Here is a 13,088-nt window from a genome sequence, read left to right as displayed (position 1 = left end):
GACAAATAAAAGGGCGCGAACGCTAATTTTTTGTTGCCTTCGTGTAATGGAATCAGTAAAAGCGGCTAACATTTAAAGGGATAGGCGGCATCTTAACGTTGTCGGAGGAGTAATATCATGATGATGCGTGAACAAATCGAAGAAAAACTGAGGGCAGCGTTTGAACCTGTTTTCCTGGAAGTCGTAGACGAAAGCTACCGCCACAACGTACCGGCCGGCTCTGAGAGCCACTTTAAAGTTGTGCTGGTGAGCGATAAGTTTACCGGGGAACGTTTTCTGAATCGTCATCGGATGATCTACGGAACGTTAACAGAGGAGTTTGCGTCCACCGTCCATGCGCTGGCATTGCATACTTATACGCGAAAAGAGTGGGAAGGTTTGCAAGATACCGTCATTACCTCACCGCCATGCCGCGGAGCGGGTACTATCGCGTAGAAAAGGCATTTGCAACACGGAACTTTTCCAGTATGTTGCGTACAGATTATGAGAAAACGGCCTGCGGGCCGTTTTGTTTTGTCTGAATTTTGAGCGCATTTGACAGCGTTCAGACAAAAATTAGCCGGGAATTGTGAAAAATGCCGCAGCAACGCGTGATAACCGTTCTCGACTCATAAAAGTGATGCCGCTATAATGCTGCGTCTTATTTTTCGGAATGTCTTCGGGATGATTCTGACGACAGGGAATGTGATTGATTACGAGAGCATCCCAGGTCCGCAACGCCAGCTTTTCGAGCTTGCGGAGTAGAGTTGACCGAGCACTGTGATTTTTTTGAGGTAACAAGATGCAAGTTTCAGTTGAAACCACTCAGGGCCTTGGCCGCCGTGTAACGATTACTATCGCTGCTGACAGCATCGAGACCGCTGTAAAAAGCGAGCTGGTCAACGTAGCGAAAAAAGTACGCATTGACGGTTTCCGTAAAGGTAAAGTACCGATGAATGTTGTTGCTCAGCGTTATGGCGCTTCCGTGCGTCAGGACGTTCTGGGTGACCTGATGAGCCGCAACTTCGTTGACGCGATCATCAAAGAGAAGATCAATCCAGCTGGCGCGCCTAACTACGTTCCTGGTGAATACAAGCTGGGTGAAGACTTCACCTACGCAGTAGAATTCGAAGTGTACCCAGAAGTTGAACTGCAGGGTCTGGACGCTATCGAAGTTGAAAAACCAGTAGTTGAAGTGACCGAAGCTGACGTTGACGGCATGCTGGACACTCTGCGTAAGCAGCAGGCAACCTGGAAAGACAAAGACGGCGTTGTTGACGCTGAAGACCGTGTTACCGTTGACTTCTCCGGCTCTGTAGACGGTGAAGAATTCGAAGGCGGCAAAGCGACTGATTTCGTACTGGCAATGGGCCAGGGTCGTATGATCCCAGGCTTTGAAGACGGTATCAAAGGTCACAAAGCAGGCGAAGAGTTCGTTATCGACGTTACCTTCCCAGAAGAATACCACGCTGAAAACCTGAAAGGTAAAGCGGCTAAATTCGCGATTACCCTGAAGAAAGTTGAAGAGCGTGAACTGCCAGAACTGACTGCAGAATTCATCAAACGTTTCGGCGTTGAAGATGGTTCCGTTGAAGGCCTGCGCGCTGAAGTGCGTAAAAACATGGAACGCGAACTGAAAGGCGCGGTACGTAACCGTGTTAAATCTCAGGCAATCGAAGGTCTGGTAAAAGCGAACGAAATCGACGTTCCTGCTGCTCTGATCGACAGCGAAATCGACGTTCTGCGCCGTCAGGCTGCACAGCGTTTCGGTGGCAACCAGCAGCAAGCGATGGAACTGCCTCGCGAACTGTTTGAAGAGCAGGCGAAACGCCGCGTAGTTGTTGGCCTGCTGCTGGGCGAAGTGATTCGTACCCACGAGCTGAAAGCTGACGAAGCACGCGTTGCTACCCTGATCGAAGAAATGGCTTCCGCCTACGAAGATCCGAAAGAAGTTATTGAATTCTACAGCAAAAACAAAGAGCTGATGGAAAACATGCGCAGTGTCGCTCTGGAAGAACAGGCTGTTGAAGCGGTTCTGGAAAAAGCGAAAGTGACTGAAAAAGCAACTTCCTTCAATGAACTGATGAACCAGCAGGCGTAATTTCGCTTACCGGTTTACGGTTTTGAGAAAAACCCGTTGCCTTTTGGTGACGGGTTTTTTTATTGCAGCAATAACCAAAGCTTGCGTGATAAAACGGCTTTTCGGTGTTAGCGTATCAACAAAATATTGTTATGCTTGAAATAGGGTAAGATCGTACCCATTACTGAGGGAACGAATCACTCGCCGCATCTCTATAATTAGCAGGCTGTGGCTATTTTATTTATTATCCAGGAGACGGAAATGTCATACAGTGGCGAACGAGATAATTTTGCACCCCACATGGCCCTGGTGCCGATGGTCATTGAACAGACCTCACGTGGCGAACGTTCTTTTGATATCTACTCCCGTCTACTTAAAGAGCGCGTAATCTTTCTGACCGGTCAGGTCGAAGACCACATGGCAAACCTGATTGTGGCGCAAATGCTGTTTCTGGAAGCGGAAAACCCGGAAAAAGACATTTATCTGTACATCAACTCCCCAGGCGGCGTGATCACAGCAGGGATGTCTATTTATGACACCATGCAGTTTATCAAGCCGGATGTCAGCACCATCTGTATGGGGCAAGCGGCATCGATGGGCGCGTTCCTGCTGACGGCAGGCGCAAAAGGTAAGCGCTTCTGCTTACCAAACTCCCGCGTAATGATTCACCAGCCGCTGGGCGGTTATCAGGGCCAGGCGACGGATATCGAAATCCACGCCCGTGAGATCCTGAAGGTGAAAGGACGCATGAATGAGCTTATGGCGCACCATACTGGCAAATCTCTGGAGCAGATTGAGAGCGACACTGAACGTGACCGCTTCCTGTCCGCTTCTGAAGCCGTCGAGTATGGCCTGGTTGACTCAATTTTGAGCAAACGTAACTAATGTCATGACGGCACGTGCCGCTGCACGGTATATAATACTAAGGGCGGCACAACGCTTGCGTAGCAGCTTGCGCTTAAGAATGGCATTTGCGTCGTCATATGCGGCACAAAGAACTTAAAAAGAGGTTTTGACTCATGACAGATAAACGCAAAGATGGCTCGGGCAAACTGTTGTACTGCTCTTTTTGCGGCAAAAGCCAGCACGAAGTGCGTAAGCTCATCGCCGGCCCATCCGTGTATATCTGCGACGAATGCGTCGACTTATGTAACGACATCATTCGCGAAGAGATTAAAGAAGTGGCGCCGCATCGTGAACGCAGTGCTCTGCCGACGCCACACGAAATTCGCCACCATTTAGATGACTACGTTATCGGTCAGGAACAGGCGAAAAAGGTGCTGGCCGTTGCGGTCTACAACCACTACAAACGTCTGCGTAACGGTGATACCAACAACGGCGTTGAGCTCGGCAAAAGTAACATTTTGCTGATTGGCCCAACCGGTTCCGGTAAAACCCTGCTGGCCGAAACGCTGGCACGCCTGCTGGACGTTCCGTTCACCATGGCCGATGCAACCACCCTGACCGAAGCAGGTTACGTGGGTGAAGACGTTGAAAACATTATTCAAAAGCTGCTGCAGAAGTGCGACTACGACGTACAGAAAGCCCAGCGCGGTATTGTTTACATCGATGAAATCGACAAGATTTCTCGTAAGTCTGACAACCCGTCGATTACTCGTGACGTGTCCGGCGAAGGCGTGCAGCAGGCGCTGCTGAAGCTGATTGAAGGTACCGTAGCGGCCGTTCCGCCGCAGGGTGGTCGTAAGCATCCGCAGCAGGAGTTCCTGCAGGTTGATACCTCGAAGATCCTGTTTATCTGCGGTGGTGCATTTGCTGGTCTGGATAAAGTGATTGCTAACCGTGTTGAAACTGGCTCTGGCATTGGTTTTGGCGCAACGGTAAAAGCAAAATCTGACAAAGCCAGCGAAGGCGAACTGCTGACCCAGGTTGAACCAGAAGATCTGATCAAATTTGGTCTGATCCCTGAGTTCATCGGCCGTCTGCCAGTGGTTGCAACGCTGACTGAGCTGAGCGAAGAAGCGCTGATTCAGATCCTCAAAGAGCCGAAAAACGCCCTGACCAAGCAGTATCAGGCGCTGTTTAACCTCGAAGGCGTGGATCTGGAATTCCGTGACGAAGCGCTGGACGCTATCGCCAAGAAAGCGATGGCGCGTAAAACCGGTGCTCGTGGTCTGCGTTCCATCGTAGAAGCCGCGTTGCTCGAAACCATGTACGATCTGCCTTCTATGGAAGACGTCGAAAAAGTGGTTATCGACGAGTCGGTGATTGCTGGTCAAAGCGAACCGCTGCTGATTTACGGCAAGCCGGAAGCGCAGCAGGCATCTGGCGAATAATTCACCAGTTCATACAATCAGTTAATCAAAAAGGGGGGATTTTATCTCCCCTTTTATTTTTCCGTATTCATGGCGTTGAATGTGTGGAATACATCCCCATATACTGGTTACATGTTAATGGTTGTGTGAAGCACAGTCGCATGACCAGTTTACCTGGCGGACACTAAACTAAGAGAGAGCTCTATGAATCCTGAGCGTTCTGAACGCATTGAAATCCCCGTATTGCCGTTGCGCGATGTGGTGGTTTATCCGCACATGGTCATCCCCTTATTTGTAGGGCGGGAAAAATCTATCCGTTGTCTGGAAGCGGCCATGGATCATGATAAAAAAATCATGCTGGTCGCGCAGAAAGATGCTTCAACGGATGAGCCGGGTGTAAACGATCTTTTCACCGTCGGGACCGTGGCCTCTATTTTACAAATGCTGAAGCTGCCTGACGGTACGGTCAAAGTACTGGTCGAAGGGCTGCAGCGTGCGCGTATCTCTACGCTCTCTGATAACGGCGAACACTTCTCCGCGAAAGCAGAGTACCTGGAATCGCCGGCCATTGAAGAGCGCGAGCAGGAAGTGCTGGTACGCACCGCAATCGGTCAGTTTGAAGGCTATATCAAGCTGAACAAAAAAATCCCACCAGAAGTGCTGACGTCGTTGAACAGCATCGACGACCCTGCACGCCTGGCGGATACCATCGCGGCCCACATGCCGCTGAAGCTGGCAGATAAACAGTCCGTTCTCGAGATGTCCGACATCAACGAGCGCCTGGAATATCTGATGGCGATGATGGAGTCAGAAATCGATCTGCTGCAGGTTGAGAAGCGTATTCGCAACCGCGTGAAAAAGCAGATGGAAAAATCTCAGCGTGAGTACTATCTGAATGAGCAAATGAAAGCCATTCAGAAAGAACTCGGCGAGATGGACGAAGTTCCTGACGAAAATGAAGCGCTGAAGCGTAAGATCGACGCGGCGAAAATGCCGAAAGAGGCGAAAGAGAAAACCGAAGCCGAACTGCAAAAGCTGAAAATGATGTCGCCGATGTCAGCAGAAGCTACCGTGGTTCGCGGTTATATCGACTGGATGGTGCAGGTGCCGTGGAATACGCGCAGCAAGGTTAAAAAAGACCTTCGCCAGGCGCAAGAAATCCTCGATACCGACCATTACGGCCTCGAGCGCGTCAAAGACCGTATTCTTGAGTATCTTGCGGTTCAAAGCCGTGTGAACAAGCTGAAAGGGCCAATCCTGTGCCTGGTAGGGCCTCCTGGTGTGGGTAAAACCTCTCTGGGTCAGTCCATTGCTCAAGCGACCGGGCGTAAATACGTTCGTATGGCGCTGGGCGGCGTGCGTGACGAAGCGGAAATCCGCGGTCACCGTCGTACTTACATCGGCTCTATGCCGGGTAAACTGATCCAGAAAATGGCCAAAGTGGGCGTTAAAAACCCGCTGTTCCTGCTCGATGAAATCGACAAAATGTCTTCGGACATGCGCGGTGACCCGGCCTCCGCTCTGCTGGAAGTGCTTGATCCAGAACAGAACGTAGCGTTCAGCGATCACTACCTGGAAGTGGATTACGATCTCAGCGACGTCATGTTCGTGGCGACCTCGAACTCCATGAACATTCCAGCGCCGCTGCTGGATCGTATGGAAGTGATCCGTCTTTCCGGTTATACCGAAGACGAGAAGCTGAACATTGCTAAACGTCACCTGCTGCCGAAGCAGATCGAACGTAACGCCCTGAAAAAAGGCGAGCTGACGGTAGACGATAGTGCGATTGTTGGCATCATCCGTTACTACACCCGTGAAGCGGGCGTTCGTAGCCTGGAACGTGAAATCTCGAAACTGTGCCGTAAAGCGGTTAAACAGCTGTTGCTGGATAAAGAGCTGAAGCACATCGATATTAACGGCGATAACCTGCACGACTATCTCGGCATTCAGCGCTTCGACTACGGTCGCGCGGATGAAGAAAACCGCGTGGGTCAGGTCACCGGCCTGGCGTGGACGGAAGTGGGCGGCGATCTGCTGACCATCGAAACCGCCTGTGTACCGGGTAAAGGCAAGCTGACCTACACCGGTTCCTTGGGTGAAGTGATGCAGGAGTCCATTCAGGCAGCGCTGACCGTGGTGCGCGCGCGCGCAGAAAAACTGGGCATCAACCCTGATTTCTACGAAAAACGCGACATTCACGTTCACGTACCGGAAGGGGCTACGCCGAAAGATGGTCCAAGTGCTGGTATCGCGATGTGTACCGCGCTGGTTTCCTGCCTGACCGGTAACCCGGTGCGTGCAGACGTGGCAATGACAGGGGAAATTACCCTGCGTGGCCTGGTGCTGCCAATCGGCGGTCTGAAGGAAAAACTGCTTGCGGCACACCGCGGTGGCATTAAGACTGTTCTGATTCCTGATGAGAACAAACGCGATCTGGAAGAGATTCCGGACAACGTTCTGGCCGATCTGGAGATTCATCCGGTTAAGCGCATCGAGGAAGTTCTGGCGCTGGCGCTGCAAAATGAGCCGTCTGGCATGCAGGTTGTAAGCGCAAAATAGTGACCTCGCGCAAAGAGCGTTAATAAAAACAAGGCTGGCAAGCGTAAACTGACTTGCCAGCCTTTTTTTGTCTCGCTAATTTAGACGGCTGGCAGGTGTGTCGATGACGACGGGTGTTGTAAGGGCATGGGAGTCCTGATATAACTGCTCCGCGATTGCACCGTGAAGGATTCAGGTGCGATATAAATAATAAAGAGAGGAAGAGAACAGTGAATAAATCTCAACTGATTGACAAAATTGCTGCTGGCGCGGATATCTCCAAAGCTGCAGCTGGACGTGCGTTAGATGCTTTAATTGCTTCTGTTACTGAATCTCTGCAGGCCGGGGATGATGTTGCACTGGTAGGTTTTGGTACCTTTGCTGTTAAAGAGCGTGCTGCCCGTACTGGCCGTAACCCTCAGACCGGTAAAGAGATCACTATCGCCGCTGCTAAAGTACCAGCGTTCCGTGCAGGTAAAGCACTGAAAGACGCGGTAAACTGATCGCTTTCCCGCGTAGGGAATGTGGCACAGTACAAGGGCGCATCATCTGATGTGCCTTTTTTTATGGCTTATTGTGTACTTTTAAGCGTTTATATTCGGTGTCATGCTGACAAGCGCCCCGGTTTCTTGTCAAAATAGCGGCCACACGTGCTATGCTGCACGAGGTATTTGTCACCTACAGCGGAGTGTTGTTACACCATGATGGACAATTTACGCACGGCAGCCAACAGCGTCGTGATCAAAGTCATTTTCGGGCTCATTATCGTGTCGTTCATTTTGACCGGCGTGAGTGGTTACCTGATCGGCGGTAACAATAATTTTGCCGCAAAAGTGAATGGCCAGGAAATTGGCCGCGGCCAGTTTGAAAATGCCGTTGCTAGCGAGCGTAACCGCATGCAGCAGCAGCTTGGCGACCAGTACTCAGAGCTGGCGGCCAACGAAAACTACATCAAAACGATGCGTCAGCAGGTGTTGAACCGCCTTATTGACGAATCGCTTCTGGATCAGTACGCGAAGACCTTAGGGCTTGGCATCAGCGACGAGCAGGTGCGTAAAGCGATTTTCGCCACCCCAGCTTTCCAGACCGACGGCAAATTTGATAACACCCGCTACAACGCGCTGGTGAATCAGATGGGCATGTCGGCGGATCAGTACGCGCAGGCGCTGCGTAACCAACTGACGACCCAACAGCTGATTAACGCCGTTGCCGGTACCGACTTTATGCTGCCGGGTGAAACTGACCAGCTGGCCGAGCTGGTTGCACAGCAGCGTTTGGTTCGCGAAGCGACGATCGACGTGAATGCGCTGGCGGCAAAGCAGCAGGTTTCCGATCAGGAAGTTTCTGGCTACTACGAGCAGAACAAGAGCCAGTTTGTGGCGCCGGAGCAGTTCCGCGTGAGCTACATCAAGCTGGACGCTACCTCCATGAGCGAGCCTGTTTCTGACGACGAAATTCAGTCTTACTACGACCAGCATCAGGATCAGTTCACTCAGCCGCAGCGTGACCGTTACAGCGTAATTCAGACCAAAACTGAAGCGGATGCGAAAGCGGTACTGGATGCCCTGAACAAAGGTGCAGACTTCGCTGCACTGGCAAAAGAGAAATCTGCTGACATCATCTCCGCACGTAACGGCGGCGATATGGGCTGGCTGGAAGCCTCTACCACGCCTGACGAACTGAAAAATGCCGGCCTGAAAGAAAAAGGCCAGCTGTCTGGCGTGATCAAATCCTCCGTGGGCTTCCTGGTCGCGCGTCTTGACGACGTACAGGCAGCACAGGTGAAACCGCTGGCTGACGTGCGCAAAGAGATTGCGGACAAAGTGAAGCAGGAAAAATCGCTCGACGCTTACTATGCACTGCAGCAGAAAGTGAGCGACGCGGCGAGCAACGACAACGACTCTCTGGCGGGTGCAGAGCAGGCGGCTGGTGTGAAAGCGGTTGAGACCGGTTGGTTTGACCGTAACAGCCTGCCGGCCGAGCTGAACTTCAAGCCGGTATCTGAGGCTATCTTCAACGGTGGTCTGGTTGGCGAGAACGGCATGCCGGGCAGCAACTCTGACATCATCACCGTTGACGGCGACCGTGCCTTCGTCATTCGCGTGAGCGAGCACAAAGCCGAAGCGGTGAAACCGCTGGCGGAAGTGAAAGCGCAGGTGACCGATATCGTTAAGCACAACAAAGCAGAACAGCAGGCCAAACTGGACGCTGAAAAACTGCTGGTGGCGCTGAAAGACGGTAAAGGCGACGACGCGATGAAAGCTGCAGGCCTGACCTTTAGCGCCAGCAAAACCCTGAGCCGTGCCGGTCAGGATCCGCTGAGCCAGGCTGCCTTCGCACTGCCGCTGCCGCAGAAAGACAAACCAAGCTACGGTATCGGCAACGATATGCAGGGTAACGTGGTTCTGCTGGCGCTGGACGAAGTGAAAGCCGGCGAAATGCCGGAAGCGCAGAAGAAAGCGATGGTTCAGGGTATTACCCAGAACAACGCGCAAATCGCCTTCGAAGCGATGATGAACAACCTGCGTAAATCCGCGAAGATTAAGCTCGGCGACATCATCGATCAGCAGCAATAATCGGAATTCGCTTCGCATAATTTTGTAATGCGATGTACACCTCAAAGGCCGCTTTCGCGGCCTTTTCCACATTTGAAATCTGCCTTTTGAACCGTTGCGCGCTAACCGCTATGGTGCTTTCGCTATCAATCAATAAGGAGAAATCAAGATGAAACGTGGAATCAAAATGTCTGTTATGGCTGCGGTACTGGCGTGTGCGGGGATGAGCTTTAGCGTTCAGGCGGCAGCGCCTGCTGCGGCGAAAACGCCGGCGGCACAGGTAAAAACCAGTGCAGATACTGGAGAACAGGTGAAAGCTGTCCCTGGCGCTAAAGCGGCGGAGGATGAAGGGACCAGGGTTAGCATCAATACCGCGTCGGCTGAAGCACTGGCACAGGCGATGAACGGCGTAGGGTTGAAAAAGGCGCAGGCCATCGTTAGCTACCGTGAAGAGTACGGACCGTTCAAAACGGTCGACGATCTCAAACAGGTGCCGGGAATGGGTAGCTCGCTCGTTGAGCGTAATCTGGCGCACCTCACGCTTTAATTTGCATCAGGTATTTGCACTCGTCTGAAAATTTGCCAGACTAAAGAGGTCATACCAGTGGTGTGACCTCTGACTCTATGTAAAAACAAAATAATAAGGCTATGGCGCTATGCAGACACAAATCAAAGTTCGCGGTTATCACCTGGACGTCTATCAGCACGTTAACAACGCTCGCTATCTGGAGTTTCTCGAAGAGGCCCGCTGGGATGGGCTGGAGAGTAGCGCGGGGTTCCAGTGGATGAGCGCGAACCACATCGCCTTTGTGGTGGTGAACATCAATATTAACTACCGTCGCCCGGCGGTGCTGGGTGACCTGCTGACGGTGACCAGCAAGGTGCAGCAGTTGAACGGTAAAAGCGGCGTATTAAGCCAGGTGGTCACACTGGAGCCTGAAGGGCAGGTGGTTGCCGACGCGCTGATTACCTTCGTCTGTATCGACTTAAAAACGCAGAAGGCGCTGGCGCTGGAAGGGGAGTTGCGGGAGCATCTGGAAGCGATGGTTGAGTAATGAGCCTGTCCCGGGGGCGGTGTAAACGCCTTGCCCGGGTTAGGTGGCCCGGGCGAGCGCAAGCGACCCCGGGAACGTCTCCAGACCTATTTCAGCCCGGTTTTCTGCTTCATTGCCGCCATCACCCCTGGCTTATCCGCCAGATAATGATTCAGCCCATTTGCGCGCAGGTTACAGGCCGCGCAGTGACCGCAACCATTGCCCTTGATGCCGTTGTAGCAGGTGAGCGTTTCGGTACGCACCAGTTCCAGCTTGCCCCAGTAGTCCGCTAGCGCCCAGGTTTGCGCTTTATCGAGCCACATCAGCGGCGTTTCAAAGCGAATATCTTTTGCCATGCCCAGGCTAACCGCATGGTTCAGCGCCTTCACGAACTCGTCACGACAGTCCGGATACCCGGAGAAGTCAGTCTCGCAGACGCCGGTGATGACGGCTTCTGCCTTCACCTGGTAGGCATAAATGGACGCCAGCGTCAGGAACAGAATATTGCGCCCCGGCACAAAGGTATTCGGAATACCGTTGGCATCCGGTTCGTAGTCCGGTACGGGAATGCTATCGCGGGTCAGGCTGCTGACCGCCAGTTCATTGAGCAGGGTAACGTCCAGCACCTTGTGCGCGCGCGCGCCCAGAGTTAAGGCCAGTTCACGGGCGACGTCAATTTCAGCGCGATGGCGCTGGCCATAATCAAACGTGACGCAGTGAACTTCATCATATTGATGCAGCGCCTGCACCAGGCATGTTGTGGAATCTTGTCCACCGCTAAAGACGACAACGGCACGTTTCATGGCTTTTCCTGTCAGTGACTCTAAAAGCCGCTATGGTAACGCCTGCACGCCGTGGCGACCAGCTTCTTCACCGCGTTGTTGGCGGCAGCCAGGCAGCAGAAAAGTCAAACCAGCCGCGGGCATTCAGGCGAATGCCGTTGACTCCCGGCGGCGCGCTGACCTGATACTGATAGTTAAATAGCGGTGTCAGCATCGCTTCACTCATCAGGCGAGTAAAGATGTGCTTCAGCGCGGCGATTCGCTGAGCATCGTTCGCTAGCGCCTGAGCGTCATCTAATGCCTGGCGAACGCGGCTGGCCTGCTGTTCGGTAAACAGCGCGGGCCATAATGCATCACAGCGCAGCCACTGCTCCAGCGCGTACTCCGGCATCTCGCCAATCAGGCGGTCGCCCATAAACAGGTCGGCCTGTGGCAGGCTTGGACAGCCGGTCCAGCTTTTAGCATCATAAAAAATCACCGTCAGCTCGCAGCCCAGTTTCGCCAGGGCTGTTTTTAGCTCTTCGGCCATGGTGTGCAGTTCTACCGGCAAATGGTAGAGAAGCGTCAGGTGGGGCGGTAGGGCAACATCGGGCGCATCTTTCGGTAGCGGGATATCCCAGCCGGGCAGCATCTCTTCGCTGGGGGTAATCAGGTTTTCCCCCAACGGTAGGCTTTGCAGCAGGCCGGAGCGGTGAATCAGCCCGATGACCCGCTGCGCCTGTGCGCTGCTCAGGCGCGGGCTCTGGCGCAGTGCCAGATAGCAGAATCCCAGGCTGATGCTGTGGCTGACCAACCTGAGTTCGCCAAGCTCCTCTGGTTTGCCAATGGCAATCTGCACCGGGTGCTGACAGCTGGTCCCCAGCCCCTGCTCGAAAAGCTGTGGCGTGATCCAGTATTCAATGGCCTGCAGCAGCGGGTGGCTCTGGTGATAGCGATGATGGCTCTCAATGCGTACCAGTTCGGGCTCAAAAATTTTCAGCATAAACGGGCCGGTGCCCTGCGACGGTTCGTCCGGATGTGCCAGCACGCTACAGTAGCTTGCCAGCCGATGTGGTAGCCAATAATCCGGATGATGCAGCGTGAAGGTCAGGCACTGCGGATGCGTTTGCGTAATGGCTTTTACGCTGGAAAAGAGCTTCGCCAGTTCGGGCAGTTCCAGCAGCATCAGCAATCGTCGACGAAGCTGCTCGGTCTCCACGGCATCGCCGTTGTGCCAGTGCAGGGTCGAACGAATATAAAACTGCCAGCACAACCCATCGTCGGATACCGACCAGTGGTGCGCCAGGTCGCCCTGCGGCTGTGAGGCTTCATGGTTAAAGCGAGTCAGGCCGGAGTAAATCTGCCCGGCAAGGTGCTGCTCGGCGCGACCGGCCAGGAAGCCAGGATGCAGTGGCTCCAGCGGACGGTAGTAAGGAATACGCAGTGTCGGCGTATTGTTTTGCCACTGGCCACCGAGAAACGGGTGCAGCAGCGCCCTCAGCTCAACCGGGGCAATCTGCGCCAGCTCCAGCGCGTTATGCTGCTCGCCGCGGTTCAGTGCGGTTTCCATCATCTCATTGCGCAGCGTTTCTGGCGCGGTATGAAACCGTAGCCGCCCGCGCTTGCCGCGCCCGGACTGCGCTTGCCAGCTCAGCCAGCCCGCCTCTTGCGCCTGACGCAGCAGGGTACGTACGTGTCGCTCGCTGCAAAAACAGCGGGCGGCCAGCTCAGCGATGGTGACCTGCTGATCTTCTCCCTGCGACGGCAGCCACAGACGCTGGAACTGATTTAAACGGTTCAACTGGCGCATAGAAACCCGGAACAATAAATATTAACTATTCAGTATTACTTCCGTATATCCCAGCAGA

11 protein-coding genes are annotated in these 13,088 nt (G+C 53.4%); 9 read left to right on the top strand and 2 right to left on the bottom strand.

Translation table 11 applies throughout. From position 1 onward, the window contains the following. The first annotated feature begins 117 nt into the window (after positions 1-117). The 9 genes from bolA to V6940_RS05640 all read left to right on the top strand — a co-directional run bounded on the left by bolA (position 118) and on the right by V6940_RS05640 (position 10,480). Positions 118-435, top strand: a complete 318-nt coding sequence (bolA, locus tag V6940_RS05680; protein ID WP_035894301.1) for a transcriptional regulator BolA — start codon at positions 118-120, stop codon at positions 433-435. A 346-nt stretch (positions 436-781) separates the two neighbouring features. Continuing rightward, complete coding sequence (tig, locus tag V6940_RS05675) at positions 782-2,080, top strand: trigger factor (RefSeq protein WP_185667148.1); 1,299 nt, start codon at positions 782-784, stop codon at positions 2,078-2,080. 240 nt (positions 2,081-2,320) lie between these two features. Then, positions 2,321-2,944 (top strand): ATP-dependent Clp endopeptidase proteolytic subunit ClpP, encoded by a 624-nt coding sequence (gene clpP / locus V6940_RS05670; protein WP_185667147.1) that lies wholly within the window; start codon positions 2,321-2,323, stop codon positions 2,942-2,944. A 134-nt stretch (positions 2,945-3,078) separates the two neighbouring features. Continuing rightward, the gene (gene clpX, locus V6940_RS05665; RefSeq protein WP_035894304.1) at positions 3,079-4,353 is read left to right on the top strand and encodes an ATP-dependent protease ATP-binding subunit ClpX; all 1,275 of its coding nucleotides are present in this window, start codon (positions 3,079-3,081) and stop codon (positions 4,351-4,353) included. A 183-nt stretch (positions 4,354-4,536) separates the two neighbouring features. Then, positions 4,537-6,891 carry an endopeptidase La gene (lon, locus tag V6940_RS05660; protein ID WP_185667145.1) on the top strand — a complete coding sequence of 785 codons (2,355 nt, stop codon included), beginning with the start codon at positions 4,537-4,539 and terminating at the stop codon, positions 6,889-6,891. A gap of 209 nt (positions 6,892-7,100) precedes the next feature. Next, the gene (hupB, locus tag V6940_RS05655; RefSeq protein ID WP_035895161.1) at positions 7,101-7,373 is read left to right on the top strand and encodes a nucleoid-associated protein HU-beta; all 273 of its coding nucleotides are present in this window, start codon (positions 7,101-7,103) and stop codon (positions 7,371-7,373) included. Between the two features lie 198 nt (positions 7,374-7,571). Next, on the top strand, positions 7,572-9,446 hold the full coding sequence (gene ppiD / locus V6940_RS05650) for a peptidylprolyl isomerase (protein ID WP_333495156.1): 1,875 nt from the start codon (positions 7,572-7,574) through the stop codon (positions 9,444-9,446). A 148-nt stretch (positions 9,447-9,594) separates the two neighbouring features. Beyond that, positions 9,595-9,972: a helix-hairpin-helix domain-containing protein gene (locus V6940_RS05645; protein WP_333495155.1), complete on the top strand. Its 378-nt coding sequence runs from the start codon at positions 9,595-9,597 to the stop codon at positions 9,970-9,972. Positions 9,973-10,081: 109 nt separating this feature from the next. Beyond that, entirely contained in the window at positions 10,082-10,480 is a 399-nt protein-coding gene (locus V6940_RS05640; protein WP_185667142.1) for a YbgC/FadM family acyl-CoA thioesterase, read from the top strand. 86 nt (positions 10,481-10,566) lie between these two features. On the opposite strand, the gene queC is transcribed toward V6940_RS05640, so the two are convergent. Together queC and V6940_RS05630 are read right to left on the bottom strand one after the other, a co-directional pair. Next, on the bottom strand, positions 10,567-11,262 hold the full coding sequence (gene queC, locus V6940_RS05635) for a 7-cyano-7-deazaguanine synthase QueC (protein WP_333495154.1): 696 nt from the start codon (positions 11,260-11,262) through the stop codon (positions 10,567-10,569). Positions 11,263-11,329: 67 nt separating this feature from the next. Next, entirely contained in the window at positions 11,330-13,030 is a 1,701-nt protein-coding gene (locus V6940_RS05630) for an SgrR family transcriptional regulator (protein ID WP_333495153.1), read from the bottom strand. Between the last annotated feature and the right edge of the window lie 58 nt (positions 13,031-13,088).

Origin of the sequence: Kluyvera sp. CHPC 1.251 (assembly GCF_036759945.1) — a bacterium.
In the GTDB taxonomy this organism is placed as follows: domain Bacteria; phylum Pseudomonadota; class Gammaproteobacteria; order Enterobacterales; family Enterobacteriaceae; genus Kluyvera; species Kluyvera sichuanensis.
This window is presented reverse-complemented; position numbering and strand designations above follow the sequence as displayed.

Excerpts from the sequence above, each read along its gene's own strand:
- V6940_RS05645 (WP_333495155.1), top strand. The coding sequence starts at position 9,595 with ATGAAACGTGGAATCAAAATGTCTGTTATGGCTGCGGTACTGGCGTGT.
- lon (WP_185667145.1), top strand. The coding sequence starts at position 4,537 with ATGAATCCTGAGCGTTCTGAACGCATTGAAATCCCCGTATTGCCGTTG.
- bolA (WP_035894301.1), top strand. The coding sequence starts at position 118 with ATGATGATGCGTGAACAAATCGAAGAAAAACTGAGGGCAGCGTTTGAA.
- V6940_RS05640 (WP_185667142.1), top strand. The coding sequence starts at position 10,082 with ATGCAGACACAAATCAAAGTTCGCGGTTATCACCTGGACGTCTATCAG.
- ppiD (WP_333495156.1), top strand. The coding sequence starts at position 7,572 with ATGATGGACAATTTACGCACGGCAGCCAACAGCGTCGTGATCAAAGTC.
- clpP (WP_185667147.1), top strand. The coding sequence starts at position 2,321 with ATGTCATACAGTGGCGAACGAGATAATTTTGCACCCCACATGGCCCTG.
- tig (WP_185667148.1), top strand. The coding sequence starts at position 782 with ATGCAAGTTTCAGTTGAAACCACTCAGGGCCTTGGCCGCCGTGTAACG.
- V6940_RS05630 (WP_333495153.1), bottom strand. The coding sequence starts at position 13,030 with ATGCGCCAGTTGAACCGTTTAAATCAGTTCCAGCGTCTGTGGCTGCCG.
- clpX (WP_035894304.1), top strand. The coding sequence starts at position 3,079 with ATGACAGATAAACGCAAAGATGGCTCGGGCAAACTGTTGTACTGCTCT.
- queC (WP_333495154.1), bottom strand. The coding sequence starts at position 11,262 with ATGAAACGTGCCGTTGTCGTCTTTAGCGGTGGACAAGATTCCACAACA.